Source organism: Kushneria sinocarnis (assembly GCF_003633775.1).
GTDB lineage: Bacteria > Pseudomonadota > Gammaproteobacteria > Pseudomonadales > Halomonadaceae > Kushneria > Kushneria sinocarnis.
Window position 1 is genome coordinate 21,526 of sequence record NZ_RBIN01000007.1, and the last position, 25,764, is coordinate 47,289.

Annotated in this window: 23 protein-coding genes; 13 read left to right on the plus strand and 10 right to left on the minus strand. The window is 64.1% G+C overall.

Features of this window, described 5'->3' with window-relative positions:
* The first annotated feature begins 3 nt into the window (after positions 1-3).
* Entirely contained in the window at positions 4-1,503 is a 1,500-nt protein-coding gene (locus tag C7446_RS11985) for a tripartite tricarboxylate transporter permease (RefSeq protein ID WP_121173357.1), read from the plus strand.
* Here C7446_RS11985 and C7446_RS11990 read toward each other — a convergent pair.
* A complete protein-coding gene (locus C7446_RS11990) occupies positions 1,489-2,193 on the minus strand; it encodes a hypothetical protein (RefSeq protein ID WP_121173358.1) in 705 nt (234 codons plus the stop codon). The two genes, C7446_RS11985 and C7446_RS11990, sit on opposite strands and share 15 nt — an antisense overlap.
* A gap of 155 nt (positions 2,194-2,348) precedes the next feature.
* Between C7446_RS11990 and C7446_RS11995 the strand changes: the two genes are divergently transcribed.
* A complete protein-coding gene (locus tag C7446_RS11995) occupies positions 2,349-3,008 on the plus strand; it encodes a phosphoribosylanthranilate isomerase (protein ID WP_121173359.1) in 660 nt (219 codons plus the stop codon).
* 362 nt (positions 3,009-3,370) lie between these two features.
* Positions 3,371-3,577: a hypothetical protein gene (locus C7446_RS12000; protein ID WP_121173360.1), complete on the plus strand. Its 207-nt coding sequence runs from the start codon at positions 3,371-3,373 to the stop codon at positions 3,575-3,577.
* A gap of 18 nt (positions 3,578-3,595) precedes the next feature.
* Here C7446_RS12000 and C7446_RS12005 read toward each other — a convergent pair whose 3' ends face one another.
* Positions 3,596-4,081, minus strand: coding sequence for a hypothetical protein (locus C7446_RS12005; RefSeq protein ID WP_170150074.1), 486 nt, complete (start codon positions 4,079-4,081; stop codon positions 3,596-3,598).
* Positions 4,082-4,211: 130 nt separating this feature from the next.
* On the opposite strand from C7446_RS12005, the gene C7446_RS12010 reads away from it, so the two are divergent.
* Positions 4,212-4,646 (plus strand): copper resistance protein NlpE N-terminal domain-containing protein, encoded by a 435-nt coding sequence (locus C7446_RS12010; protein ID WP_121173362.1) that lies wholly within the window; start codon positions 4,212-4,214, stop codon positions 4,644-4,646.
* 129 nt (positions 4,647-4,775) lie between these two features.
* Complete coding sequence (locus C7446_RS12015; protein WP_121173363.1) at positions 4,776-5,006, plus strand: hypothetical protein; 231 nt, start codon at positions 4,776-4,778, stop codon at positions 5,004-5,006.
* A 48-nt stretch (positions 5,007-5,054) separates the two neighbouring features.
* Here the strand turns inward: C7446_RS12015 and C7446_RS12020 are convergent, their stop codons facing one another.
* The 4 genes from C7446_RS12020 to C7446_RS12035 form a co-directional block, all read right to left on the minus strand.
* The gene (locus C7446_RS12020) at positions 5,055-5,234 is read right to left on the minus strand and encodes a metallothionein (RefSeq protein ID WP_121173364.1); all 180 of its coding nucleotides are present in this window, start codon (positions 5,232-5,234) and stop codon (positions 5,055-5,057) included.
* An 82-nt stretch (positions 5,235-5,316) separates the two neighbouring features.
* A complete protein-coding gene (gene nirD, locus C7446_RS12025; protein WP_121173365.1) occupies positions 5,317-5,691 on the minus strand; it encodes a nitrite reductase small subunit NirD in 375 nt (124 codons plus the stop codon).
* Positions 5,688-8,267, minus strand: a complete 2,580-nt coding sequence (gene nirB, locus C7446_RS12030; protein ID WP_121173366.1) for a nitrite reductase large subunit NirB — start codon at positions 8,265-8,267, stop codon at positions 5,688-5,690. The genes nirD and nirB overlap by 4 nt, the downstream gene beginning before the upstream one ends.
* A complete protein-coding gene (locus tag C7446_RS12035) occupies positions 8,264-9,517 on the minus strand; it encodes an NAD(P)/FAD-dependent oxidoreductase (RefSeq protein ID WP_121173367.1) in 1,254 nt (417 codons plus the stop codon). The genes nirB and C7446_RS12035 overlap by 4 nt, the downstream gene beginning before the upstream one ends.
* Before the next feature lie 687 nt (positions 9,518-10,204).
* On the opposite strand from C7446_RS12035, the gene C7446_RS12040 reads away from it, so the two are divergent.
* Both C7446_RS12040 and cobA read left to right on the plus strand, forming a co-directional pair.
* On the plus strand, positions 10,205-12,919 hold the full coding sequence (locus C7446_RS12040; protein ID WP_121173368.1) for a nitrate reductase: 2,715 nt from the start codon (positions 10,205-10,207) through the stop codon (positions 12,917-12,919).
* The gene (gene cobA, locus C7446_RS12045; protein WP_245977839.1) at positions 12,900-13,805 is read left to right on the plus strand and encodes a uroporphyrinogen-III C-methyltransferase; all 906 of its coding nucleotides are present in this window, start codon (positions 12,900-12,902) and stop codon (positions 13,803-13,805) included. Before C7446_RS12040 ends, cobA begins: the two co-directional genes overlap by 20 nt.
* On the opposite strand, the gene C7446_RS12050 is transcribed toward cobA, so the two are convergent.
* Positions 13,771-14,106 carry a hypothetical protein gene (locus C7446_RS12050; protein ID WP_121173369.1) on the minus strand — a complete coding sequence of 112 codons (336 nt, stop codon included), beginning with the start codon at positions 14,104-14,106 and terminating at the stop codon, positions 13,771-13,773. The two genes, cobA and C7446_RS12050, sit on opposite strands and share 35 nt — an antisense overlap.
* Before the next feature lie 147 nt (positions 14,107-14,253).
* Between C7446_RS12050 and C7446_RS12055 the strand changes: the two genes are divergently transcribed.
* Together C7446_RS12055 and C7446_RS12060 are read left to right on the plus strand one after the other, a co-directional pair.
* On the plus strand, positions 14,254-16,059 hold the full coding sequence (locus tag C7446_RS12055) for a DUF748 domain-containing protein (protein ID WP_121173370.1): 1,806 nt from the start codon (positions 14,254-14,256) through the stop codon (positions 16,057-16,059).
* 173 nt (positions 16,060-16,232) lie between these two features.
* The gene (locus tag C7446_RS12060) at positions 16,233-17,717 is read left to right on the plus strand and encodes an efflux transporter outer membrane subunit (RefSeq protein WP_121173371.1); all 1,485 of its coding nucleotides are present in this window, start codon (positions 16,233-16,235) and stop codon (positions 17,715-17,717) included.
* 83 nt (positions 17,718-17,800) lie between these two features.
* Here C7446_RS12060 and C7446_RS12065 read toward each other — a convergent pair whose 3' ends face one another.
* Positions 17,801-19,429: a peptidoglycan DD-metalloendopeptidase family protein gene (locus C7446_RS12065; RefSeq protein WP_245977840.1), complete on the minus strand. Its 1,629-nt coding sequence runs from the start codon at positions 19,427-19,429 to the stop codon at positions 17,801-17,803.
* 774 nt (positions 19,430-20,203) lie between these two features.
* On the opposite strand from C7446_RS12065, the gene C7446_RS12070 reads away from it, so the two are divergent.
* Positions 20,204-21,163: a LysR family transcriptional regulator gene (locus tag C7446_RS12070; protein ID WP_121173373.1), complete on the plus strand. Its 960-nt coding sequence runs from the start codon at positions 20,204-20,206 to the stop codon at positions 21,161-21,163.
* Between the two features lie 93 nt (positions 21,164-21,256).
* Positions 21,257-22,261 (plus strand): glutathione S-transferase family protein, encoded by a 1,005-nt coding sequence (locus tag C7446_RS12075; protein ID WP_121173374.1) that lies wholly within the window; start codon positions 21,257-21,259, stop codon positions 22,259-22,261.
* A gap of 13 nt (positions 22,262-22,274) precedes the next feature.
* On the opposite strand, the gene C7446_RS12080 is transcribed toward C7446_RS12075, so the two are convergent.
* Complete coding sequence (locus C7446_RS12080; RefSeq protein ID WP_245977841.1) at positions 22,275-22,727, minus strand: YaiI/YqxD family protein; 453 nt, start codon at positions 22,725-22,727, stop codon at positions 22,275-22,277.
* 366 nt (positions 22,728-23,093) lie between these two features.
* On the opposite strand from C7446_RS12080, the gene C7446_RS12085 reads away from it, so the two are divergent.
* A complete protein-coding gene (locus tag C7446_RS12085) occupies positions 23,094-24,803 on the plus strand; it encodes a DEAD/DEAH box helicase (protein WP_121173376.1) in 1,710 nt (569 codons plus the stop codon).
* A 71-nt stretch (positions 24,804-24,874) separates the two neighbouring features.
* Here the strand turns inward: C7446_RS12085 and C7446_RS12090 are convergent, their stop codons facing one another.
* The gene (locus tag C7446_RS12090) at positions 24,875-25,423 is read right to left on the minus strand and encodes a DUF2147 domain-containing protein (protein ID WP_121173377.1); all 549 of its coding nucleotides are present in this window, start codon (positions 25,421-25,423) and stop codon (positions 24,875-24,877) included.
* A 142-nt stretch (positions 25,424-25,565) separates the two neighbouring features.
* Here C7446_RS12090 and C7446_RS16925 point away from each other — a divergent pair, with 142 nt between their 5' ends.
* The gene (locus tag C7446_RS16925) at positions 25,566-25,679 is read left to right on the plus strand and encodes a 30S ribosomal protein THX (RefSeq protein ID WP_121173378.1); all 114 of its coding nucleotides are present in this window, start codon (positions 25,566-25,568) and stop codon (positions 25,677-25,679) included.
* Positions 25,680-25,764: the final 85 nt, after the last annotated feature.

Genomic DNA, 25,764 nt, shown 5'->3' on the forward strand with positions numbered 1-25,764 from the left:
ACCATGTTCGATTTTCTGATTCACGGGTTCGGGGTTGCCCTGACCCCCCTCAATCTGATGCTGGCCTTTACCGGGGCGCTGCTGGGCACGCTGTTTGGAGCACTGCCCGGTATCGGCCCGATCAATGGTATCGCCATTCTGATGCCATTGGCCTACAGCCTCGGCTTGCCGGCAGAATCCGCCCTGATCCTGTTGGCTGGCATTTATACCGGTGCCGAGTACGGAGGCCGTATCTCGAGCATTCTGCTCAATGTGCCGGGGGACGCTGGTGCTGTTATGACCGCGCTTGACGGTAATCCTCTGGCACGCAAGGGATTGGCAGGGCCGGCGCTGGGCCTGTCGGCAGTCAGTTCGTTTATCGGTGCCACGATTTCCATTATTGGTCTGACACTTTTTGCGCCGCTGCTGGCTTCATTTGCCGTCAATTTTGGTCCCGCCGAGTATTTTGCGCTGATGATATTCGCCTTTTCATCGCTCTCCGTCATGATGGGTAAGGACCCGATCAAGACCCTCATCGGTGCCGTGCTGGGGGTGATGCTGGCGACAGTGGGGGTTGATGCCGGTACCGGAGTGATGCGCTTTACCGGCGGACTGCCAGAGCTTTATGACGGTATCGATTTCGTGGTGCTGGTCATTGGCATGTTTGCCATTAGCGAGATCCTATTGATGCTTGAACATCTGGGCAGTGATAGCGGTCGTCTGGCCCCAATCGGACGGGTGTTGGTGAAAGTGAAGGAAGTCCTGTTCTGCAAGGGCGCGATCCTGCGTTCCTCATTATTTGGATTCATCATTGGGGTCTTGCCGGGGACCGGCGCCTCGGTAGCCAGTGCTGTCTCCTATACCACCGAAAAACGTATCAGCGATCGTGAAGGTACCTTTGGTGAAGGGGATATGCGTGGTCTTGCGGCTCCCGAGGCAGCCAATAACGCCTCGGCAGTGGGCTCTTTCGTACCGATGCTGACATTGGGCATCCCGGGTTCCGGCACGACGGCGATCCTGTTGGGGGCGCTGATGCTCTATAACATTGATCCTGGGCCGATGCTGTTTTCCGAACAGCCTCGGGTAGTAGGTGGTCTGATTGCCTCGCTTTATATCGGCAATATCATGTTGCTTCTGCTCAACCTCCCTCTGGCCGGTCTCTTTGCTCGCGTGCTGACCATGCCGCGATGGTTGCTGGTCCCGGGGATTGCGCTGCTCTCCTTTGTCGGGGTCTACCAGCTGCACTCCGATCTAATGGCCATCTTTTTGATGCTGGCCGTGGGCATCATGGGCTATGTGCTGCGCAAGTTCGGCTTTTCGCTGGCACCGATCGTGCTGGGCTTCGTGCTGGGTGGGCTGATGGAGCAGAACCTGAGACGAGCGCTGGCCATGAGTGGGGGAGATTACGGTGTGTTGTTCGGCTCCGGGTTGGCCATTGGTCTGTGGTGTGCCGCACTGACTGTAATCGTGATCCCCATGGTCTTCAGCGGCTGGCGTCGGCTGAAGGCATCAGCCGCGCGCTGAAGCCGCTCCCGTACCCATCGCCAGCTGCTGCACCCCCAGCCGGTGCAGCAGCAGGTGCCATTCGGCATAGCCCAAGGGGCAGCGGGTCGAGGCTTTTTCGCGGGCTGCATGGCGCTTGAGGCGCTCGGCAGGCACGCCTGTCAGCTCAGAGGCGCGCTGCCAGCCGGTGGCGGTCAGGCTGCCTTCGCCGGCGACATGCGAAAGCTCCCAGCCGGTCGGCGGCCGCCAGTCGCTGTAGATCGCCGTGGTGACCTCCTCGGGCAGCAGTGCGGCAATCCAGGCGTTGGCGGGGAGTTCGTGCCGGGCACGCAGGTGTGCGTAATCATCCAGACTTACGGCCATCGCGTAGCGACGATCGGCGCTGCACAGGCAGAAGTCGGCCTGGGCTGCCAGGGGGGCCTCACTCATGGCCCGCAGCAGCTCGCGGTCGCTCGAAAAACCGGCGAGGACCTGCTCCTGGCGATCGAGCAGCTCCATGGGGTGACACTCGAGCGCGTCACGCAGGTTGGTCACCACGTCGGCGAGTCGGTCACCGATCCGTTCGATGATATGGGCGCGTGTCCCCTTCGAGACGATCAGGCCGCTGGCGACGGTATCGTGACCGTATTCGATATCCAGCTGTTGCTCCTGATTGATGCAGCCGACCGGGCGCACCGTGAAGGGACCGATGGAGAACGCATCCTTCAGCATGACCGGAACCTCGCTGCGCGTGACGAATGGTGCCGAGGAGTAACGCGTTCAGCTTACCCTGCCGTATCACCGGCGGGTAGTGTGATGCAATATGGCGGCCTGTCCGCCAGTGAGGTGAAAGCGGGCGTTCATGCCGTGTCGAGGAGTCTGCAACCGTGAAGCCGCGTCTCAAGATCTGCTGTATCTCATCGCTGGCCGAGGCCGAGCTGGCCGTGGCAGCCGGCGCCGATGCCCTCGGGCTGGTCGGTGACATGCCCTCCGGCCCCGGCGTGCTGGACGACGACACGATCCGCCTGATCGCTCGCGAAGTGCCGCCACCGGTGGCCACCTTCCTGCTGACCCGGGAGCGCGAAGCGGGGCATATCGCCGAGCACATGCACTATTGCGGCTGCGATACCGTGCAGATCGTCAATCATGTCGACCCCGGGGAGCATGTGCTGCTGGCAGAGCAGCTGCCGGACAGGCGACGGGTACAGGTCATTCATGTCGAGGATGAGTGGGCCCCGAGGCTGATCGAACGTTATGCCGACAGGGTGCATGCCTTCCTGCTGGATTCCGGCCGGCCCTCGGCAGCGCTTCCCGAGCTGGGCGGTACCGGTCGGGTTCATGACTGGTCGATCAGCGCGCGCTTCGTTGAGCAATCACCCCGGCCGGTCTTTCTGGCGGGCGGCCTTTCTCCGGCCAACGTGACCGAGGCCATCGCGCAGGTAGCGCCCTTCGGGCTGGATATCTGTTCGGGGGTGCGGGTGTCCGGCGCCCTGGATGAATCACGGCTGCGTGAGTATGTCGCGGCCGTGCACAGGGCACGGACGTAGCCGCAGACGTCGTCGGCAGGAGGCTGGCATGACCGCGATGCCCAGTTCGGTGATCGGGCATCGGAGGCTGCCAGCGATAAGGCCCGACTCGGGCAATGATGCTTCAGGAAAAGATCGACAGCAGATCGCGGATCAGTTCCAGGGTGTTATGAATGGCATCGGTCATGATGAATGCCTTCCTTCGGTCAATGGGGCAGGGGCGCAAAACGCCGTGCGTCAGTGGCCATTAAAGTGGCTCGGCCGGAGTTCTTCAAGCACGACCATGGCAGGACGACAGCTCGTTCTCATGAGCTACGCTGCATGGCGCATGAACGCCTCAGGGCGTTCGCTTCCATTTCTTCACGGACAGGCGAGGTAACGTCATGGAAATCACCACCCGGCACGATGCCAGCAACTGGTTTGTGAACAGTCAGTTTGTCGAATGGGAGTGGTACGAGAATTTCGACGAGGACAGGCTGATCGATTTCGTTCATCACCATGGCAACCGCTACGAGGATGAGCAGCGCATGGTGGCCGATTTCCTGATCGCCGAAGGACAGATTCCCGAGGATTACGGTCTGCCGGGCTGAGCCCGGCGATGGCCCGATCTACTCCGCTTCGAAGATGAATTCATCGCTGTCGTCGGCGCTGTAACGACTGGCGCCCAGTGCATGTGCCGATACGGCGTCGCCATCCTGCTGGCGTGCGTGACAGACGATGCTGGTCTTGTCCCGATAGGGGCGCAGGCCGGCCTCGAAGGCCTGGCGCAGCATGCCGAAGCAGGCGCCATTGGTGAAAGCCTTCACCTCTTCGGGATCCAGTCGGTAATCACCCGTATACCAGAGAGTGACTTCGATGTGCTGCCGGCTCAGATGATCAAGTCGGTAGCGCTCGAGGATGTTCTGCTGATCATTCAGTTCATCGAGCTGCTGGCTGAATGGCCGGGAAGGCAGGGGAGCGTTATCGTTGCCGTCATCGGCAGCAGCAGCGGTGGTAACAGGCAGCAGGGCTGCCAGCGCAAGTACGGGCAACAGTACGCTCCACAGCGCCTTGAGCGTACCCTTGCAGTCGCATGTCGGGAGTAAAAATGGCATGAGATCAGGTGCTTCTTTGGTCAAATGTTTGATTCGGATTATGCAATATCGCGAAATGGCATCCATACTGGAACGTGCATAGGGAAGGTTGAACCTTTCGGGAACAGAGAGCAGAAAAGGAGATTCATCAATGCTCAAACGAGTTGCCACGACCATGGGATTTGCAGCTTTTGCAGTGCTGGCGGGGTGTGCCAGTAACGAACCTGCCAATCCTTCCCCCTATGCGCAGGCGCAGGGAACCTATCAGGGGACGCTGCCGTGCGCTGATTGCTCTGGCATCAAGACCCGGCTGAACATCCGCAATCAGGATAACACCGGCGCCAGCTTTACGCTGAAGAGCACCCGTATCGGTCAGAGTCAGGAGCCGATGAAGACGAAAGGTCAGGTGCTGGTACTGCACGACGTTGGCCCCAACGAGTATCCGCTGGTCTATCAGCTCAAGGGCACCAACGGCAACACGATCTACAATCTGCTGCCGCTCAACAGCGGTGACCTGAAGCTGCTCGGCAAGGACTACAAGCAGGTCCAGTCGAACAACGACCTGACGCTTCGCAAGGTCAACTGATCCCCCGGTATCCGGGAACCGATCGGGACACTGCCCGGCCTTTTCAGGCCGGGCAGTGTATTCATGCAGCAGTGCCGGGTATCGAACTCTGATGACTCCGGCCGGCAGGTTCCAGAGAGGAGGCTGATCATGCCGGATCTTTCCGAAGAGATGCGGATGCCGACACCTTGCCCGGAATGCGGCAGCCATCGCGTGCGTCTTTCCGAAGTGCATAATCCGACCGACAAGGTCTTCTGCTCTTCGTGCAATACCCTGCGGGGAGAGTACAGCGACCTGAAAAGGGAGCTGCAGGAGCAGCCTCGCAGCGAAGCGGAATCACTGCTGGAAGAAGCGGCCAACCGCAAGAAGCGAACCGAGTAGGGATCCGCCCGTCGCCATGACGGGCGGTGGCAAGCAGTCGGCTCCGGCTCAGGTCTTGATCCCGCCCCAGCCATGCTTGTGGCAGTTGCATGCGCTGTTCTGACAGGGCGCCCGGTCGGGATGTGCCGAAGCGCAGGCCTCGCAGCAGTAGACCTTGCCGTTGAGCTCCACGGCCGTCTCCGGAACCGTACACTTACAGTACTCGCAGGCACAGACGCGTTCGGACATGCTCCCTCCTGACATGACAGTCGTGGCAATGGCTTCTGCCCGAGTCTAGCCGCTTCTCGGGATCACGGCGTAATCCGCGGCATCATGCATTGTCGAACAGCACCACCCGGTCGCCCTCGAGGCGCACCTCGAAAGTGGCCAGCCGGACCTTGTCGTCCTCCAGGCAGACGCCGTCGCGCAGCCGGAAGTGCTGCTTGTAGATCGGGGAGGCCACTACCGGCTCGCCGCCCTTGTCGCCGATGATACCGCGGCCGATGACATTGGCGCCGGAGAAGGGGTCGTGATTATCCAGTGCGAAGATTTCGGCATCACCCCGGCGGTCACGCCCCCGGGGCAGATAGAACAGGGCGATCTGGCGCCCCTGATGCAGCGCGACCACGCCGGACCAGGCCACCAGGTCGGCGGTGCTGCAGAGTTCATGAATGTCGTCGGTACGAATGGCATTGGCTGCTGTCATGACGGGATCTCCACGGCCAGGGATTCGGGGCGTTCATCGGCACGGGCCGGACGCGGCTGACCGCGCTCGGTGACATTGACGATGTCCGGGTCGCCGCACTTGTCGTTGACGAAGGTGCGAAAGCGCTTGAGCTTCTCCGGATCGCCCAGGGCGTTGGCCCACTCACACTCGTAGGTGTCGATGACGTGCTTCATCTGTGACTCGAGCTCTTCACCGAGCCCCAGGCTGTCGTCGATGATGACCTCCTTCAGGTAATCGAGCCCGCCCTCGAGATTCTCGCGCCACACCGAGGTGCGCTGTAGCTTGTCGGCGGTGCGCACGTAGAACATCAGAAAGCGGTCGATGTAGCGAATCAGGGTGTCGCTGTCGATGTCGGTGGCGAACAGCTCGGCATGGCGCGGGCGCATCCCGCCATTGCCGCAGACATAGAGGTTCCAGCCGGCTTCGGTGGCGATCACGCCGATATCCTTGCCCTGGGCCTCGGCACATTCGCGGGTGCAGCCGGAAACCCCCATCTTGATCTTGTGCGGGGTGCGCAGCCCCTTGTAGCGGTGCTCCAGCTCCAGCGCCATGCCGACGCTGTCCTGCACGCCATAGCGGCACCAGGTGTTGCCCACGCAGGATTTCACCGTGCGGATGGACTTGCCGTAGGCGTGGCCGGTCTCGAAGCCGGCATTGATCAGCTCCTCCCAGATATCCGGCAGCTGATGCAGTTCGGCGCCGAACAGATCAATGCGCTGGCCACCGGTGATCTTGGTGTAGAGCTCGTACTTGCTGGCGACCTCACCCAGCACCACCAGCTTCTCCGGGGTGATCTCGCCACCGGCCACGCGCGGCATCACCGAGTAGGTGCCGTTTTTCTGCATGTTGGCCATGAAGGTGTCATTGGTGTCCTGCAGCGCGACGTTCTGCGGATCCATGATCGGCTGGTTCCAGCAGGTCGCCAGAATCGAACCGATGGTGGGTTTGCAGATATCGCAGCCCAGGCCCTGACCGTGCTTCTCCAGCAGCTCGTCGAACGACTCGATGCCTTCGACGCGCACCAGGGCGTAGAGCTCCTGACGGGTATAGGCGAAGTGCTCGCAGAGGCTGCGATCGACCGCCATGCCGCGGGATTCCAGCTCGTTCTCGAACACCTGCTTGAGCAGCGCCGCACAGCCGCCGCAGCCGGTGCTGGCCTTCGTCTCGATCTTGAGCGCGGCGATATCGGCGCAGCCTTCATCGACGGCCTGGCACACCGCGCCCTTGGTGACGTTGTGACAGGAGCAGATGGTGGCACTGTCGGGCAGGGCGTCGGCGCCCAGTGCCGGGGCACCGCCCTCGTTTTGCGGCAGGATCAGGCTGGCCGGGTTCTCCGGCAGGTCGATGCCGTTCTGGGCGTACTGCAGCAGGGTATCGTAGTAGCTGTTGTCGCCGACCAGTACCGCACCCAGCACCTTCTTGCCGTCGCCGGAGACCACCAGCCGGCGGTAGCCACTGCCGGCCTCGTCGATCCAGCGGTAGCTCTTCGCACCCTCGGTGCTGCCATGGGCATCGCCGATCGAGCCGACATCGACCCCCAGCAGCTTGAGCTTGGTCGACATGTCCGCCCCGCTGAAGCGCTCCTCGCCGCCGGTCAGGCAGCCTGCCACGGTGCGCGCCATGGTATAGCCCGGTGCCACCAGCCCGAAGATGCGCCCCTGCCACAGGGCACACTCGCCGATGGCAAAGATCTCCGGGTCCGAGGTGCGACAGCTGTCGTCGATGACGATGCCGCCGCGCTCGCCGATCTCCAGGCCGCAGTCGCGGGCCAGCCGATCCTGCGGGCGAATGCCGGCGGAGAAGACCACCAGGTCGGTATCCAGTGTCTCGCCGCCCTTGAAGTGCATGCGATAGGCGCAGTCGTCTGCTGCTGTCAGGGCCGCGATCTCCTCGGTGGCCTGGCCGGTATGCACGCCCACGCCGAGTCCTTCGATATGTTCGCGCAGCGCGATGCCGCCCTGTTCGTCGAGCTGAACCGGCATCAGCCTGGGCGCGAACTCCACCACGTGGGCCTCGAGCCCCAGTGACTTGAGCGCATTGGCCGCTTCCAGCCCCAGCAGGCCGCCGCCGATCACCACGCCACGCCGGGCGTGCTCGGCATGACTGCGAATGGCGTCCAGATCATCCAGCGTGCGATAGACCAGCCGCGCCTGCGGGTGCGTCTCACTGTCCGGGCCCGGCACCGGCGGGACAAAGGGATACGACCCGGTGGCGATGATCAGGCTGTCATAACCCAGCCGGCCTTCCGGGGTAACCACCTCGCGGGCGTCGCGGTCGATGGCGCTGATGCGCGTCCCGAGATGCAGCTCGACCCCATGCGTCCTGTGGAGGTCGGGCTCGCCCAGCGCCAGCGCATCGGCATCCTTGCCGGAGAAGTATTCCGACAGGTGGACGCGGTCATAGGCGTGATGGCGCTCCTCGCCAAAGACGTGAATGCAGTAGTGCTCGGTGGCACCGCGCTCGATCAGCTGTTCGACACAGTGGTGGCCCACCATGCCGTTGCCGATGATGACCAGCTGTTTTCTGCTGTCGTGTGTCGTGTGGTGAGCCGTCATGCAGCCTCCTCGAGCTGTTGTGTCGCATCCGTGGCGCCGAACAGCAGGGTGTCGCGGCACCGGGTCAGGTCACGCTGTTCCAGGCTCTGCTGGAAATACCAGGGGCCATCGCGGGTGTCGCCGTAGAGCACGGCGCCCACGAGGACGTTGTGGCGCAGGATCAGGCGGCGATAGTCGCCGTGTTCGGCATCGACGTAGCGCAGCACCTCGTCTTCGGGGCCGGGGTCGAGCGGCCCGAACGAATAGAGGTCAATGCCGCTGATCTTGAGTCGGGTGGCGGTGGGCGAGAGGCTGTAGCGGTTATCGAGCCCGCAGAGGCAGTCGACCAGCACCTCGACCTGGGCCCAGATGGGCTCGACCAGCCCGAAGGTGCTGCCCTCGAATTCGCAGCATTCGCCCAGCGCACTGATGGCGGGATCACTGGTGGTCAGGGTGTCATCGACGGCGATGGCATGGTCACCGGCAAGACCGGCCTCGAAGCCGAGTTCCGCGTTGGGCACGATGCCGGCGGCCATCACCACCAGATCGGCAGCCAGTCGTTCGCCGTTGTCGAGCACGACCTGCTGCACCCGGCCCCGGGCGTTGCCTTCATAACGGCGGGGCTGACGCTGCAGCCGCAGCTGCAGGCCGCGCCCGGAGAGCTCGTCGGCCAGCAGGGTAGCGGCATGCCGATCCAGCTGACGGTTCATCAGCGTTGCCCCGCGGTGCACCACGGTGACCGCCATGCCGCGCTTGCGAAGCCCCTCGGCGGCTTCCAGCCCCAGCAGCCCGCCGCCGACGACCACCGCGTGGCGACCGTGCCGGCGGGCCTCGGCCAGGGTTGCGACATCCGTGGTGGTGCGAAAGCCGTGGATGCCCTCGAGCCCGGCGCCGGGCAGATCGAACAGGCGCGGGCGTGAACCGGTCGCGAGAATCAGCCGGTCATAGCCGTAGCGTTCGCCGCCGGCGGTCACGACCTCGTGCAGGTGGCGATCGAGGCCGATGACCCGTTCGGTGCAGTGCAGGGTGATGGCGTGCTCGGCGTACCAATTCGCCTCGCGCAGGGCGATGGCCTCATGTTCGATCTCGCCGGCGAGCAGGGGCGACAGCATCAGCCGGTTGTAGGCCGGTTGCGGCTCGTCCCCGAACACCCGAATGTGCCCTGGCCGGGCTTCCCGCCTGATCAGCCGCTCGAGCAGGCGGTGGGTGGCCATGCCGTTGCCGACAATGACCAGTCGCTGCTCCTCTGGCCGCGATGCATGCGTTGTCATGGCCGCTTGCCTCCTGATCGCCGGGTCTGAAACGACCGGGTTTGAAACAACAAAGGCGCCTGCGGCCTGTCGGAGTGAACTCCGACGGTCGCAGGCGCCTTTGCCCGGAATGATTCGCAATGGTCATGAAGTCATCGGTGACTTCCGGCCCCCAGGGGGCGAATGACAGCTCCGGTCTCCCTTGACCCTGAGACGCTGTCAGCCTGTTGGCAGCGAATTTCATGCCATGAAATGAAAAATACCGCTGTATCAGTAAATTGATGACAGGCCATGAGGAAGGGCCGAGGCAGTGGCGTGCCTGAGCCGGCGCTGTCTGTGTCGAAGCTGTGCATCAATACCGGTTGCTGCACACTGATGGCGCACTTTCAGGGCCGGCGGGGGCGGTCTGCCGTCGTCGGGCGCCGGGTCGAGGTGCCGTCATCAACGCCAGGTGGTTGATTATCAGGGAAATGAGCGACCGATGGCGTGGCGTTTGCGTATGACCAGGCAGTGCATTTCATGGTTACGCATCAGGCCAACGGCGGCAGGCGTATCCGGCATCTGAAGGGCCGTGTCGACGAGCGACCGGTCACCGGCAATCAGTTGAATCCGGGGCAACGGGGCCCGAATCCATCATCGATGGGTTCGGGCCCCGTGCGTTTGTGGCAAGGCTTGATCGGATGGGTCAGAGCGCAGGGAGTATCGAATATGCAGGCGAAAACCACCTGTCCCTATTGCGGTGTCGGCTGTGGCGTAACCGCCGAGCTGAGCGAGCAGGACGGCTGCCGGACCCTCACGGGCGTCGGCGGAGACCCGGCGCATCCGGCCAGCTTCGGGCGACTGTGCGTCAAGGGCTCGGCACTGCACGAAACGCTGGGCCAGCATGATCGGTTGAGGCGGGCGCGGGTGGATGGCCTTGAAACCGAGCTCGGGCAGGCGCTGGATGGCGTGGCCGAGCGGCTGGCCGCCATCCGTTGTGAGCACGGCAGTAATGCCATTGCCGGTTATCTCTCCGGACAGCTTTTGACCGAGGACTATTACATCGCCAACAAGCTGTTCAAGGGCTATCTCGGCACGCCGCATGTCGATACCAATTCGCGACTCTGCATGGCATCGGCGGTGGCGGCCTACAAGCGGGCCTTCGGGGCCGATGCCGTGCCCTGCAATTACGAGGATCTGGAAGAGGCCGAGCTGGTGGTGCTCAGCGGCAGCAACCTGGCCTGGAACCATCCGGTCCTGTTTCAGCGCCTGCGCGCTGCCAAAAGCCGCAACCCGCTGATGCGGGTGGTGGTGATCGACCCGCGCGTGACCGATACCTGCGAGCTGGCCGATCTTTTCCTGCCGATTGCCCCGGGCAGCGATACCCGGCTGTTCAACGGGCTGCTGAGCTACATGGCGGCAAAGGGGCGGCTGGATCAGCGCTATCTCGAGCGCCATACCCGGGGCAGTGGGGAGGCGCTGGCCGCGGCCCGCGAGGATGCGCCGGATATTGCCACGGTGGCGCATCACTGCGAGCTCGACCCCGAGCGGCTGGAGACCTTCTACTACTGGTTTGCCAGCCATCTGCACGTGGTGACGCTCTTCTCCCAGGGGATCAATCAGTCGGCCTCGGGGACCGATCAGTGCAATGCCATCATCAATTGCCATCTCGCCGGCGGGCAGATCGGCCTGCCCGGCGCGGGGCCGTTCTCGATCACCGGTCAGCCCAACGCCATGGGCGGGCGTGAAGTGGGCGGTCTGGCCAATCAGCTGGCCGCGCACATGGACTACCACACGCCGGGGGCCATCGAGCGGGTCACCCGTTTCTGGCGTACCGAACACCTGACACCGACGCTTCCGGAAGCGCCGGGGCACAAGGCGATGGCGCTGATCGAGGCGATCGAGCGCGGTGAGATCAAGGCGCTGTGGATCATGGCGACCAATCCGCTGGTCAGCCTGCCGGACAGCCGCCGGGTCCGTGCCGCGCTCGAGCGCTGCCCGCTGGTGATCGTCTCCGAGTGCATGGCGCACAACGATACCCTGGCGCTGGCGGATATCGTGCTGCCGGCGAGTTCCTGGGCGGAGAAGGATGGCACGGTCACCAACTCCGAGCGGCGCATCTCGCGCCAGCGCGGTCTGCTGCCGCCTCCGGGCGACGCCTGTCATGACTGGCAGCTGATGGCGGGCGTTGCCCGGCGCATGGGCTTCGGGGAAGCCTTTGCCCATGTGCACCCGGCCGAGATCTTCGACGAGCACGCCCGACTCTCCGGATTCGAGAACGATCCCGCGGCGGCGGACTGGCGCATCTTCGACATCTCCGGGCTGGCAGGGCTGGGTCGGGAGGGCTATGACGCGCTCGCGCCCATCCAGTGGCCGGTCAATGCCGCTCATCCGCAGGGTGCGGCGCGGCTGTTCGAAGAGGGGCGCTTTGTCACCGGAGATGGCCGCGCCCGCCTGGTGGCCGTGACCAGTCAGCCATCGGTGCAGCAGCGCACGGCCGATGCGCCCCTGATCCTCAATACCGGCCGCATTCGCGATCAGTGGCACACCATGACCCGTACCGCCCGGGCGCCCCGGCTGATGCATCATCGTCCCGAACCCTTCATCGAGACCCACCCGGAGGACGCCAGCGCGCGCGGGGTGGTCGAGGGCGCACTGGCCCGGCTGCACAATGGGCTGGGCGAGTACATCGGCCGTGTGCGTCTGACCACCGCCCAGCGGCGCGGTGAAGTCTTCGTGCCCATTCACTGGAATGATCGGTTTGCCTCCCGCGCCCGGGCCTCCGAGCTGATCGCGGCGGTAGGCGATCCGCTCTCCGGACAGCCGGAATCCAAGCGGGGCGTCGTGCAGCTGTCACCTCGGCCGGTCGCCTGGGAGGCGTGTCTGCTGCTGGCAACGACGTCGGGCGTGGTGCCGGAAGCGGCCGACTGGTGGGCCCGGATACCGCTGAACCACTGCCAGCGCTGGCAACTGGCCGGGGAGTCGCTGCCGGACTGGTTCGAGTGGTGCGAGGCCACCCTGGGCGATACGCCCACCCTGTGGAGCGAGGATGCCGGCCGCGGCTGCTTTCGTGCTGCCGGCATTCGGGAAGGGCGGCTGACATGGTGGCTGGCGGTCATGCCGCCCGGGGAGCTGCCGGAGTTCGACTGGCTGGAGGCCTGCTTTGCCGGCGAATCGCTCGATCCCGAAGCCCGTCGACGGTTGCTGGCCGGCAGCGAAGCGAGTGCCGAAAGCAGTGGTGCGACGGTCTGCAGCTGTCATCAGGTGGGGTGTCGGACCATCGAGCGCGCCATTCGCGATGGGAGCAATACGGTGGAGGCGCTGGGCGAGCGGCTGGCCTGCGGCACCCAGTGTGGCTCCTGCATTCCCGAGCTCAAAAACCTGATCGAGGCCACCGAGGCTCAACAGGAGCATGCCGATGATCATGAAACCGTTGTCTCATGAACGTGGGGTCCGAGCCGCGTTGCGCGCCGTTGCCCGGCGGCTGATGGCGCCCACGGGGCCTGCGCACTCGCCGGTTACCACCCGGCGGCCTGCCGCGCATCCGACGTCCGGCGGCCGGGTGGCGCTGGTGGGTGCCGGACCGGGGGAGGTCGAGCTGCTGACGCTCAGGGCAGCCAGACTGCTGGGGGAAGCCGATGCGGTGGTGTATGACCGGCTGGTGGGGGATGACATTCTCGAACTGATCAGACCCGGTGCAGAGCGCTACTACGTGGGCAAGGCGTGCGGGCATCACAGTGTCTCCCAGGCGGAGATCGGGACCCTGATGGTCAGACTGGCCGGAGAGGGCAGGTCGGTGGTACGTCTCAAGGGAGGCGATCCGGGCGTGTTCGGTCGCATGGGCGAGGAGCTGGTCGCACTGGCCGAAGCAGGAATCGAAACCGACATCGTGCCCGGTATCAGTGCCGCCTCCGGAGCGGCCGCGGCGATGGGCATTCCCCTGACCGATCGCAGCTGTGCCCAGCGCCTGCACCTGGTGACCGCACACGGCTGCCGCCCTGATCAGGCGCCGGACTGGCCGTCGCTGGCGCGCCGCGACGAGACGCTGGTGTTCTACATGGGGTTGTCCCGCGCATCCGAGATTGCCCACTCGCTGATGGCGGCCGGCCTGCCCGCCGACTGGCCGATGATGCTGATTGCCAATGCCTCGCTGCCGGATCAGCAGGCGCTGATCGGCACCCTCGGCGACATGCCGGCAAGACTCGCCGAGACCTGCCTGCCCTCGCCATGTCTGATCATGGTAGGCCGTGTGGTCGCCCTGGCGGCCGACTCGCCGGTCCTGCGAAAAGCCGGTGTCAGCAACCGCGACCGGAGCGACGCCGGGGCGTGACCTTCGCTTCGGCCCGGCGACCGGCTGCCGGCCGCCGAGTGCGCCCGGCGTGCGGGTCCGGCCTGCCGGTGCGGGTCCCGGCGCCCGCACGCCGGCCCTCGCGGAGACAGCCGAAAAGGGTGATCACTGTCACCAGCATGGCCAGCAGATAGGCCCAGTGACGGTCGAACCATACCAGCTGCGCCAGCATGACCCCAGTGGCAATGAGTATCACGCTGATACAGACATCGCGGGCGAAGCCCCGGATCAGGCCGTACCCGCCCAGTATGATCGCCAGCAGGGCGATCCAGAACAGATCCATGTCTTTTGCGTTCCCTGATATTCCCTTGCAGCGATTATCGGCCTGCGATCAATCCGGTTTATGCACTGACGGGCTGGAATGTATACCCTTCAGGGTAGCGCACATGCCGGATCGGTAAGTGATAACGGGTAGGGCAAGGGAGTGTTCATGACCACAGGGAAACATCGATGGCGGCGCCGGGGGGCTGTGGGCGCGGTTGTCGTCCTGCTGCTGCTGGTAGTGGGGTATCTGGCAGCGCCGGCACTGCTCGGGCATCTGATTGTCAGCCGGCTGTCCGAGAAGACCGGTCATGAGGTCGCGGTCGGTGACGTGGCGATCAATCCCTTCACTGCCGAAATGACGATCGACGATTTCAGCCTGGCCGGTCGGATGACGGATCAGGCGCCGCTCTTCGCCGCGCAGCAGATCCGTCTGGCACTGGCATGGTCATCGCTGTGGCACGCCGGCTGGCGTCTGCAGGCGGTTGAGTTGCAGCAGCCGCGTCTGTCGCTGGCCATTAACAAGCAGGGCGACTTCAACATCGCGCAACTCTTTCCGGATACCGGCGGCCCCCCGCCGCAGATTCGTATCGATCGGCTGACCACGCACGACGGGACCCTGAGCTGGCGCAATCGCAGCCGCCAGCCGGCCGGGCACCTCACGCTGGAGCAGGTGGCGCTGGACATTCGCCACTATGATCATGCCGGTGATCAACCCTTCGAGCTGCAGGGCAGCGCGCAGGCAGGCGACGGCACGCTGCAGGTGGATGGCCGGATGGGGTTCTCGCCGTGGCTGGCGGATCTGGACTACCAGGGGCGCAACATTGCCCTGGCAACCTTCTCCCCCTGGCTGAACGCGCTGATGCAGGCCCGGATCCGACAGGGACACCTGAATGCCCGGGGCCATTTCAGCGCGGGCGAGGCGGCCGATGGAGCGCTGCAGCTGCAGGTGGCTTCTGGTAAGCTCGTCCGGCCTGAACTGCGGGCACCCGAAGCGGAGACATCGCTGTTTTCAGCTGATGCCATTTCGGTGCGTACACTGCACTTCGGGAGCCGTCAGGGGCTTGCCGTACAGCAGCTGAGCCTGGCGTCGCCCCGGCTGCATGCCGTGATTCTGCCCGGCATGAAGACCAATCTCAGCGCGCTGACGCCGCCATCTCACGCCTCCGATCAGCAACACGAAGGGCAGAACGGGGCCGATGCCGATAGTGCCGACCACGACAGCGGAGAGGGCAGCGGTCAGCATTTCCGGTTCGACCGGGTCCGGGTACAGGATGGGCAGCTGCAGTTTACCGACCGTCATCTGGAGCAGTCCTTTCAGTTGAACATTCGTCAGCTCGAGGGTGAGCTGACCGGTCCCGAGGGCAGCGACAGCCCGGGCCGAGTGAACCTTGACGGTCGGGTCAACGATACGGCGCCCATCAGTATCCGGGGGCAGTTCGCACCGCTGACCGGTGCCCTGTCGGGTGATCTTCGCCTGCAGGCGGAGCACCTTCCGCTGACCAGCTTTGCCCCCTATATTCGCCGCTTCGGCGGGTATGCAGTCGAAGGGGGGACGGTACGGCTTGATCTGAACTACCGGGTCGATCAGGGGCAGCTGGATGCCAACAATCACATCATTCTCCGGCAGCTGGATCTGGGCCGTCAGGTACGGGCCGGCAGTACGGATCTGCCTCTGCAAAAACTGATCGGCCTGCTGCAGGCCGAAAGCGGAGTCATCAATCTGGATATCCCTGTCCGGGCTTCGCTGGATGGCACGTCGCTGGATGTCAGTCGGGTGGTCTGGCAGGCGGTCGGCGAGGCCTTCGAGAATCTGCTGACTTCGCCGGTGGATACGCTTTCGGCGATGTTCGGCAACGAAGGGGCCGATCAGGGCAGTGATGCCGCGAGCCGGTCCGGCGGTAATCAGGACGCCGAGCGCAGCGGCTACTCGCAGGGGCCCCTGTCCAGTGTTCCGCTGGAAGATGCCGAGTAATGCCCCGTGCCCGGGGCGTACGCCACTCATCGCCGAGGTGACGCAGGTGCGTCACCCCGGACGGGTAACATGACGTGATGACTGACCTCGGGTCAGCACGATAGCGACAGGCAGGAGCAGATAACGGAATGCCGAGGTCTCGGGGATATCTGCAGGCCCTGAAAGGGGTCGGCATGGGAATTGCAGTAATAACACTGCTGGGTGGGTGCGCCAACTACGCCGGCATCAAGCCTCAGGGAGAGCTGACCCGCCTCAGCCATCTCAGTATCGAGCAGGCGGTCGGCAACAGCCCGATCACGCCTGCGGCATGGCCGGATCGACAGTGGTGGAAGGCCCTGGGAGATCCCACCCTTGATGAGCTGATTCGTGAAGCGCTGGCCAACTCGCCGGATATCGACGTCGCACAGGCGAGATTGCGTTCTGCCAACGCAGCGATCGGTACCGCGCACTCACAGCTGTTTCCTTCGATCGATGCCTCGGCCGAGGTCTCCCGGTCGCGGGTATCGGAAGTCGAGGACCCTCAGGGGGTGGGCAACTATCGTTCGACCACGCGCGCACTGACAACCAGTCTCGACTTCGACTTTGACCTGTGGGGTGGGGACCGTGCCGGCTGGTCGGCAGCCCTGGGAGAAGCGCGGGCCCAGGAGGTCGATTATCGCGCCGCGGCTCTGACCCTGTCGGTCAACGTCGCACGGCGTTATGTCAGTCTGGCCAACGCCTATGCCGTACGTGATGTGGCCAGGCGGCAACTGAAGCGGGCCAGAAGGATCAACCGGATCAATCAGGAGTTGCATCAGGCCGGTCTGAGCAATCGTACCCAGAGCCTGCAGTCGCAGGTAACGGTGTCGAGCGCGCAGCAGTCGCTGGAGTCGGCAGAGCAGTCGATTCGCAGCAACCGCATTTCCCTGGCGATCCTGCTGGGCAAGGGGCCGGATCGTGGCAGCAGCATTCCGCGTCCGGAACCGCTGTCGCCCGCCCTGATGGCACTGCCTTCGGTAGTGCCGGCCGAGCTGATCGGCCATCGCCCGGATGTGGTGGCGGCGCGCTGGCGGGTAGAGGCTGCCTCGCAGCGCATCCAGCAGGCGAAGGCGCAGTTCTATCCCAATCTCAACCTGACGGCGATGGCCGGCTTCAGATCGGCGCTGGGCTCGTACTTCTTCGAGGATGCCGCGAAATCACGGAGCGTGACGCCGGCGATTTCGCTGCCGATCTTCCAGGGTGGGCGCCTGCGCGCCAATCTGGACAGTACCGAGGCCGACTATGATCTTGCCGTGGCGCAGTACAACCAGACCGTGCTTTCGGCGCTGGGCGAGGTGACCCGCAATATTACCGATCTGCAGTCCATTGCCCAGCAGCGCAAGCAGCAGCAGCAGGCCCTGGAAAGCGCCCGCAACGCCTTCAATCTGGCCCTGGAGCGTTACCGGTCGGGTATTGCGGACTATGTCACCGTGCTGAGCAGCGAGCAGCAGCTGCTCAGTGCCGAGCAAACGCTGGCCAACCTGCGTACCCGTCAGGTCGATCAGTCGGTGCAGCTGGTTCAGGCGCTGGGCGGCGGTCTGCAGCTTGATGCCTCGGTGCCGCACTACGATGCCGGTGGACTGCTGGATGCACCCAACCCGGAAATGATCAACCGCGACTCCGACGGTTCATCGGGCTAGCCTGATGACGCCGAACGACCGCGCCCCGCCGGAGCGGGGCGCGGTCGTGACCACTGCTGATGGCAGCCATGGCCGGCAACGCTTCAGGAGTCGCTGTCTTCCTGCTTGTCGTCGCTGTGGTCGACATGGGCCACGGCGCGATTGTTGTCGGCGTTGTCGAGCTTGGCCAGCAGCGGCCTTGCTTCCCGCTTGAAGGCAGCCAGAGCCTTGCCGGAGAGATTGTCGCCTTCGGGCAGCTTGACCCGCATGGCATTGACGGGACCGTTGCTGGTGCGGATCTCGTAGTGCAGGTGGGCGCCGGTGCTGCGACCGGTATTGCCGGACAGGGCGATCTTCTGGTCCATGCTGACCGAATCACCCTTGTGTACCAGCGCCTTGCTGAGATGCAGGTAGCGTGTCTTGAAGCCGTTCGGGTGCTGGATGACTACATAGTTGCCGGCCAGCGGATGATGGCCGACACGCAGTACCCGACCGTCGGCAGGTGCCCGCACGGTAGTGCCGGCCGGCATTGCGAAGTCGGTGCCCAGATGCGGGCTGATACGCCCCGTGACGGGGTGATGGCGCCGCAGGTTGAAGGGCGAGCTGATGCGGTAGTGCCCCTTGAAGGGATAGCGACTGAAGGACGGATCCAGTCCCTTGCCATCGGGCGTATAGAAGTGATCGTTGTGCCGGACCACCGTGATGTCACTGCTTCCCCCGGCATAGTGGGCGGCCAGAATCCGGGAGTCATAGGCCTTGCCGTCCACCATGTCGGACTCCACCAGCACCTGGAAATGATCGCCCTGGCGCGCCTGACGGCGGAAATTGATCTTCTTGGAAAGCACGTTGGTCAGTTCGGCTACCTCGGCATTGCTCATCCCGGTGGAGAGCGCCGACAGTCCGAAGCTGCCTTCCACGGTACCGGCAAACAGCCGCTGGGTGGCCTGGCTGGCGCGCTGGATGTCGGAGACGGCGAAGGCTTCTCCTGCCTGATCCCGCTGGAACAGATAGCCCTTGCGAGAGTTTTTCATGATCCGCAGGGCCAGCAGCTGGCCCTGCTCATTGACCTTGTAGTCGAGGCTGTTGCCGACCCGCAGCCGCGTCAGTGCCTTGCGATCCGGTGCCTTTTCAAGCAGCGCCAACACTTCCCTGTAGCCCAGTCCGAGGCTGCGCTCGGCAAGGTCGGTAAAGGTGTCGCCCTTCTGGATGGTATAGCTCTGCCACTGCGGTACATACTGCTCGTCGGACGCAATCTCATCGGAGAGCGAGGGGGCATCATCCGCATCCTCGAGATCGACCGGATCGGCGGACAGTTCGCCGCGTGAGGGCTTGCCGGCGTACCTGCTCAGCCGGGCGGCGACGGCAATGGCCGACTGGAACAGGGAGCTGCCGGAGGAGACGGTGGTTTCGCTGTCACCGGGCAGCACCGAAGCGGCATAAGCAGGCCTGATATGGGGCTCCGGGGAGCCGCTGTCGGCATTCCGTTCGCTCATGGCGCGCGCCGCTGCATTGCTGGCGACCGCCGTGAGGGTTTCGGAGCCGGCAGTGCCGGCAACCCGCAGGGCACTGGCGACATCGAGAGTCGGCTGCCGGGTGACCAGCAGCTCCGAACTCACACTGGTATCGGCCAGCGCATTGGCAATGGGGACTTCCAGCTGATCCCGGTCCGCGGTGTCATGACCGGAATGATTTGTTGCTTCGAGAGCCTGATGCACGCCCAGCACGGTAACCATGGTAGTAACAGGTAACAGTAACAATTTATGAGTGCGGGGCAGCGAACGAATGATTCGCGACATTTTGGTAAAGGCCTGTATAAGAATTATGGTGACAATTAAAAAGGCCCGCTCACCTTACCCCAATACCCCAGTGCTGCAAAGACTGAAAAGGTAGCGATAAAAGGCGCCATTTCAACTTATGGCACCTGCAAGTTCCTTGACTTCGAGGGTAAACGATCAGGTCGTGAACCTCGATTCGTACAGGATGACAGGCGCCCGGCGGCGGTCATTCGCGACAATTGCCGGAGAGCGCGAGGAGATCGCCCGGCGGCCCGCGTCCTCCGGCTGCAGGCTGCCGTGGTGATCACCGTGCGGCGCTACCAGTGCCGGCGCTCATGAGGAAGACGACGTTATTGAACGGCTGCATGGTAATGGGTGGTTTAAACCCGGAGCGGTGCAGTGGCCGGGGCGTGGTCGGACAGACTCGGTCGCTTTTCTTCCGGGTGACTTCATTTATTATGCATGCGGCTGTCGATTAACTTCACATGGAAATTCTTTCTTACTGAAATTTACAATAATGACGGACATCAAAAGGCTCGCAGGCAATGAGTTGAGGTCGGAGCTGATCGTCAGACCTTGTACATCATCGTTCGTGAGTGGTCGCCGGGTTACCCTGTCGTTCGACTGAACGTTTCGCCCGGTTGCGATCATGCGCTGTGTCGTCGGCGCACCGACGAGCGAGGGCCGATCCGCAGTGGCGGGTTCTACAGGCAAGGCTGAGGCAGGAAGGACATGACACGTTCCAGAGTCACCCTGGCGCAATGGCAGATGCTGGCCGCCGTGGTCGATCATGGTGGTTTCGCGCGGGCGGCCGAGGTCATCCACAAGAGCCCCTCGACCATCAATCATGCCGTGCACAAGCTCTCCGAACAGCTCGGCGTGCAGCTGCTGGAAACCAGCGGGCGCCGGGTAGTGCCTACCGAAGCAGGCAGCATGCTGCTGCGGCGCGCGCGTCAGCTGCTCGAGGGCGCCGAAGCCATCGAATCGGTGGCGGATAGCCTGGCCCAGGGGCTGGAGGCCGAAATCTCGCTGGCGGTCGATCAGATATTTCCCCAGCAGGCACTGTTTCAGGCCCTGTCGGTCTTTTCCCGCGACTATATTCACCCCCGTGTCCAGTTGCACGAATGTGTCCTCAATGGTGGCGTCGAGCTGCTGCAGGCCGGCCGGGCCGATCTGCTGATCACCGGTGTCAGCGTGCCCGGATTTCTCGGCGAGCCGCTGACCCGGGTACGTTTCATTGCCGTGGCGCATCCCGATCATGCACTGCATCAGCTCGATCGCGCCCTCGACCTGCGGGATCTGCGCCGCTATCGCCAGATTGTCATTCGCGATTCGGCGCAGCATCAGAGCAGTGATCATGGCTGGCTGCGGGCCGAGCAGCGCTGGACGGTTTCGCATCTGGCGACCGCGCTGGAAATGCTGGTTGAAGGACTGGGATTTGCCTGGGTATCCGAAACCCGGCTGCATCACTACCTTGAAACGGCGCAGCTTCAGCCGCTGCCACTGCGCGCCGGTGCCGTGCGGGAGGTTCCCCTGCAGCTCTATTTCCGCGATGCCGATGGCGCCGGTCCGGCTGCGCGCGCGCTGGCGCATTCGCTGCGAGCTGCGGTGGCAGACTGTCCGGCATTGCAGCGCTCTGCGCTGATCGATGATGCCGTATCGGCCTTTTCGGGCGAACAGCCGATGTCCTGAGCGGATAGTGTCGGCATACCTGCCGCGCCGGGGCTATCCTCGGGGAGTCGCAGGGTGCAGCAGCATCGCGCAGGATGATCACGGGAGAGCATGATGGGACTTCTGATCGACGGCGAGTGGTTCGATCGCAATTACGACACCAAAAGCCACGGTGGTGAGTTTGTTCGGGAATCAGCACAGCTGCGCGAGTGGATTACCCGCGGTGGCGAGCCGGGGCCGGGAGGAGAGCCCGGCATTCCGGCAGAGACGGGGCGTTTTCACCTTTATGTTTCGCTGGCCTGTCCCTGGGCGCATCGCGCCCTGATCATGCGGCGGCTGAAGGGGCTCGAGGAGTTGATCGGGGTCTCCGTAACCAGCCCCTACATGCTGGACGAGGGCTGGACCTACCGGCTGGAGGAGGGCTCCTCCGGTGATCCCATCAATGGCGTGCAGCGCCACTATCAGCTCTATACGCTGACCGATCCGCACTATACCGGCCGCACTACCGTACCGGCCCTGTGGGATTGCAAGCAGAACAGGATCGTCAACAATGAGTCCGCCGAGCTGGTGCGGATATTCAATACGGCCTTCGATCATCTGACCGACAACCGGCTGGACCTTTACCCCGAGTCACTGCGCGCAGAGATCGATCGCATCAACGCCCGGGTTTATGACGACATCAACAACGGTGTCTACAAGACCGGTTTCGCAACCGAACAGAGTGTCTACGAGCAGCACTTCGCCACCCTGTTCGATGCGCTCGACTGGCTCGAGGCGCTGCTGGGCGAGCGGCGCTATCTGGCCGGGGAGTACCTGACCGAGGCCGATATCCGGCTGTTTACCACCCTGGTGCGCTTCGATGCCGTGTATCACGGGCACTTCAAGTGCAATCTGCGACGCATCGAGGACTATCCGCACCTTGCCGGCTACCTGCGCGAACTCTATCAGTGGCCGGGGGTGCGCGAGACGGTCAATTTCACTCACATCAAGCGCCACTACTACGGCAGTCACCGGGCGATCAATCCCACCGGAATCGTGCCGCGCGGTCCGGCGCTGGACCTCGACCGGCCGCACGGACGCGAATGGCTGCAGGGTGCCGGAGTGATGCGACACGCCTGAGGCCGCGACGGCGTCAGCGGCTCAGTTGGGTCAGGGTGCGATCGAAGGCGTTGGCGAATTCGCGGATGTCGCGACTGGTCAGTGCCGCCGGGCCGCCGGTATGTTCGCCGCTGGCGCGCAGGGTTTCCATGAAATCGCGCATGTTCAGGCGGGCACGAATGTTGTCGGCGTCGAGCGTCTCGCCGCGCGAGGTCATCACCCGGGCACCGCCCGCGATGGCCTCCTGCGCCAGCGGCAGATCCGAGGTGATGACCAGATCGCCGGGGGCCAGCCGCTCGATGATCTGCTGATCGGCGGCATCGGCGCCGCCGGGCACCGAGAGCTGCCGGATGTAGGGCGAGCGCGGCAGGGGCAGGGCGTGATTGGCGACAAAGCAGGCGGTCAGCGCCTGACGCGTGGCGCCCCGCACGATGATGTCACGGATGCTGCGCGGACAGGCGTCGGCATCGATCCAGAGCGTCGTCACGGCGGATTCCTTGATCGGTACAGTGAGCGAAGTCAATAAGAGAAAGGTCTGCATGAATCGAAAGTATGTGCTAGGATAGCAGCACTTGCATGTGAAGACCTGCCATCCTGCTGAATCGCCCCCCATGAACCGCCGCTGCGACGGGGACGATTTTCCCGAGGCGCAAGCCGCGCCAAGACGCATTGATGGAGCGCACGGGTAACTCCCCGGCGCGCGCATGGTCGCCACACGCCCCGAGGACCGACTGCCGACTCCGGCGGAACGTCTTCACCCGAGTGCGACCCGATTGACCTTCCGGCAGAAAGCAACCTGCTGCGTCAATCAGACATTTTCCACCGGCCCGATGGCCGGACCATAAGGTGTGACATGACCTCGACTTCCGCTGCCTCGCCGAATTTCGGCGACATGGCACTGCTGCCTGCCGTGCTCGAATCCCTTGATGCACTGGGCTACGAAACTCCGTCGCCCATTCAGGCACGCACCATTCCCACTCTGCTGGAGGGCCGCGATCTGCTGGGGCAGGCCCAGACCGGCACCGGCAAGACGGCTGCCTTTGCGCTGCCGCTGCTTTCCCGACTCGAACTGGACCGCCGCGAGGTTCAGGTACTGGTTCTGGCGCCCACGCGTGAACTGGCCCAACAGGTGGCCGTGGCCTTCAGCCGCTACGGTCAGAATCTCAAGGGGCTGGAAGTCGTCACCCTGTGTGGCGGGCAGGACTACCGCGATCAGCTGCGCGGCCTCAAGCGGGGCGGTCAGGTGGTAGTAGGCACGCCCGGCCGCGTGATCGATCACCTCGATCGCGGCTCGCTCACGCTCGAGGGCCTGAATGCCATGGTGCTGGATGAAGCCGACGAGATGCTGCGCATGGGCTTCATCGATGACGTCAAGCGGGTGCTCGAGGATACCCCGGGCAATGCCCAGCGCGTGTTCTTCTCGGCCACCCTGCCGCCGGAGATTACCCGTATCGTCAGCCGCTTCCTGGTCGAGCCGGAGACGGTGCAGATCGAAGCCAAGGCTGCCACGACCACCATCGAACAGCGACTGTGCCGCGTCGAGGGTCCGGCCAAGACCGAGGCGCTGGCACGTATTCTCGAAGTCGAGCCGGTCGATGCGGCGATCGTCTTCGTGCGCACCCGTGCCGCCTGTACCACCGTGGTCGATCAGCTGACGGCCCGGGGTGTCGCGGCTGCAGCACTCTCCGGTGACCTTGATCAGAGCCTGCGCGAGCGCACCGTGATGCGCCTGAAAAAGGGCAAGGTCGATGTGCTGGTGGCCACCGATGTGGCGGCCCGCGGGCTCGACGTGCCGCGTATCACGCATGTCATCAACTACGACATGCCGCATGACAACGAAGCCTACATCCATCGTATCGGCCGTACCGGTCGCGCCGGTCGCGAAGGCGTGGCGATCACCTTCGCCGGTGGCCGTGAGGCGCGGCGTGTACGCTGGCTGGAGCAGGCGACCGGGCAGCGCATCGAACAGATGGAGCTGCCGGATGAGAACGCCATCCGTACCCACCGTGCCGAGCGTTTCAAGGCGCGTGCCGCCGAGGCGCTTGAGCAGGGTGCCGATGATCAGCGTGAGCTGGTTGAATCGCTGATCGAACAGGGCCTGGATCCGGTGGACCTGGCCTGTGTCTTCGCCTCCATGGCGCGCACCGATGAGCCGAGCATTCAGGCGCTGCCCAAGCCCGGGCGTGGCGGTGATCGCGACCGCGATCGCGATCGCGGTGAACGCGGCAATCGTGACGGCAAGCCGCAGCGCCGCCGTGCCATGCCGCCCGCCGAGGGCATGACCCGCTATCGGGTGGCCGTGGGCCACAACGAAGGCGTCAAGCCGGGTCAGCTGGTCGGTGCGCTGGCCAACGAAGGCGGCATCGAGGGCGCGCGCATCGGGCGTATCGATATTCGCCAGTCCCACAGCCTGGTGGATCTGCCCACCAGCCTGCCGTCCTCGATTCTGGCGAAGATGGCGCGGGCCCGCGTTGGCGGTCGCACGCTGGATATCAGCGAGGATCAGGGGCGCCCGGAGCGGCGTCGCGGTGATGCACCGGAGCGTCGTCAGCGCGCCTCCTGATGCTTCAACGCCTGCCCTGCAGGTGATCGAGCCGACAGCCGGCGCCCCCTGGGCGCCGGCTGTTTTTTTGCTCAGTCACCGGTTGCCTGTTTCTCTTTATCAGACCCATCAGACAGTGCCGAGGCCTCGCGTCGCTGCCAGGTCCGGGTCTTGCCCAGCATCGAGACGCCGATATAGCCGCGCCCCTTGAGCCTTTGGCCATCCCGGCTGACGCTGGCCTTGAAGTCATAGACCTTGCCGCTGTCGGGATCGAGAATCCTGCCGTTGCGGTAGTGTCCGGGCTGCTCGCCATCTTCCAGATTCCAGATGATCTCCATGCCCACGATCGGCTGATTGTGGCGTGCGCCTTCACACGCCTGGCAGCGCCGGTCGGGCTCGGCATCCGGACCGAGCAGCCGCACGACGGTGCCGGTATAGTGCCCCTGGTAGCCATCGATGCGTACCAGCGCCTCCGGCTTGCCGTGGCTGGTGTCGACTTCCCAGAAACCGGTGATCTCCCGCGCGTGGGAAGAAGCGGCATCAGCAGCAGGCGCAGCGGGCGATGCCATGGCGAGCAGGGGCAGCAGGGTCGCTGCCAGCAGTCTGAAACGGGGGCGAATGACAGGGTGAAGGCGGCTCATCGAGCGCTCCGGCAGGCAGGGAATGTCTGCCTGCCAGCATAGTGCGCCGTCGACAGACCGACCAGGGATTCGGCAAAGGCGGCGGTTATCTGCCAGACTGCAGGCTCGAAGCTGTCACTCGATCCACTGCAAGGGAGGTTATATGGCAAAGGGAGATCGTCGCAGTAAACGGGGCAAGATCTGGCTGGGTACCTTTGGCCGCCGCCGGCCGAAGACCGAACGGCAAAAGCGCCGTCGGCTACAGCGCATTGCCTGACAGATCATGGTCTGATCGGGCCACTGCCTCCGATGCATGACGCCTCCCTGACGGGAGGCGTTTTCGTTGCCGGAGCAGGCATCGC

Bases quoted from the DNA above. Each gene is read 5' to 3' on its own strand.
- C7446_RS11985 (WP_121173357.1), top strand. From the start codon at position 4: ATGTTCGATTTTCTGATTCACGGGTTCGGGGTTGCCCTGACCCCCCTC.
- C7446_RS11990 (WP_121173358.1), bottom strand. From the start codon at position 2,193: ATGCTGAAGGATGCGTTCTCCATCGGTCCCTTCACGGTGCGCCCGGTC.
- C7446_RS12000 (WP_121173360.1), top strand. From the start codon at position 3,371: ATGGAAATCACCACCCGGCACGATGCCAGCAACTGGTTTGTGAACAGT.
- C7446_RS12005 (WP_170150074.1), bottom strand. From the start codon at position 4,081: ATGCCATTTTTACTCCCGACATGCGACTGCAAGGGTACGCTCAAGGCG.
- C7446_RS12010 (WP_121173362.1), top strand. From the start codon at position 4,212: ATGCTCAAACGAGTTGCCACGACCATGGGATTTGCAGCTTTTGCAGTG.
- C7446_RS12015 (WP_121173363.1), top strand. From the start codon at position 4,776: ATGCCGGATCTTTCCGAAGAGATGCGGATGCCGACACCTTGCCCGGAA.
- C7446_RS12020 (WP_121173364.1), bottom strand. From the start codon at position 5,234: ATGTCCGAACGCGTCTGTGCCTGCGAGTACTGTAAGTGTACGGTTCCG.
- nirD (WP_121173365.1), bottom strand. From the start codon at position 5,691: ATGACAGCAGCCAATGCCATTCGTACCGACGACATTCATGAACTCTGC.
- nirB (WP_121173366.1), bottom strand. From the start codon at position 8,267: ATGACGGCTCACCACACGACACACGACAGCAGAAAACAGCTGGTCATC.
- C7446_RS12035 (WP_121173367.1), bottom strand. From the start codon at position 9,517: ATGACAACGCATGCATCGCGGCCAGAGGAGCAGCGACTGGTCATTGTC.
- C7446_RS12040 (WP_121173368.1), top strand. From the start codon at position 10,205: ATGCAGGCGAAAACCACCTGTCCCTATTGCGGTGTCGGCTGTGGCGTA.
- cobA (WP_245977839.1), top strand. From the start codon at position 12,900: ATGAAACCGTTGTCTCATGAACGTGGGGTCCGAGCCGCGTTGCGCGCC.
- C7446_RS12050 (WP_121173369.1), bottom strand. From the start codon at position 14,106: ATGGATCTGTTCTGGATCGCCCTGCTGGCGATCATACTGGGCGGGTAC.
- C7446_RS12055 (WP_121173370.1), top strand. From the start codon at position 14,254: ATGACCACAGGGAAACATCGATGGCGGCGCCGGGGGGCTGTGGGCGCG.
- C7446_RS12060 (WP_121173371.1), top strand. From the start codon at position 16,233: ATGGGAATTGCAGTAATAACACTGCTGGGTGGGTGCGCCAACTACGCC.
- C7446_RS12065 (WP_245977840.1), bottom strand. From the start codon at position 19,429: ATGGTTACCGTGCTGGGCGTGCATCAGGCTCTCGAAGCAACAAATCAT.
- C7446_RS12070 (WP_121173373.1), top strand. From the start codon at position 20,204: ATGACACGTTCCAGAGTCACCCTGGCGCAATGGCAGATGCTGGCCGCC.
- C7446_RS12075 (WP_121173374.1), top strand. From the start codon at position 21,257: ATGGGACTTCTGATCGACGGCGAGTGGTTCGATCGCAATTACGACACC.
- C7446_RS12085 (WP_121173376.1), top strand. From the start codon at position 23,094: ATGACCTCGACTTCCGCTGCCTCGCCGAATTTCGGCGACATGGCACTG.
- C7446_RS12090 (WP_121173377.1), bottom strand. From the start codon at position 25,423: ATGAGCCGCCTTCACCCTGTCATTCGCCCCCGTTTCAGACTGCTGGCA.
- C7446_RS16925 (WP_121173378.1), top strand. From the start codon at position 25,566: ATGGCAAAGGGAGATCGTCGCAGTAAACGGGGCAAGATCTGGCTGGGT.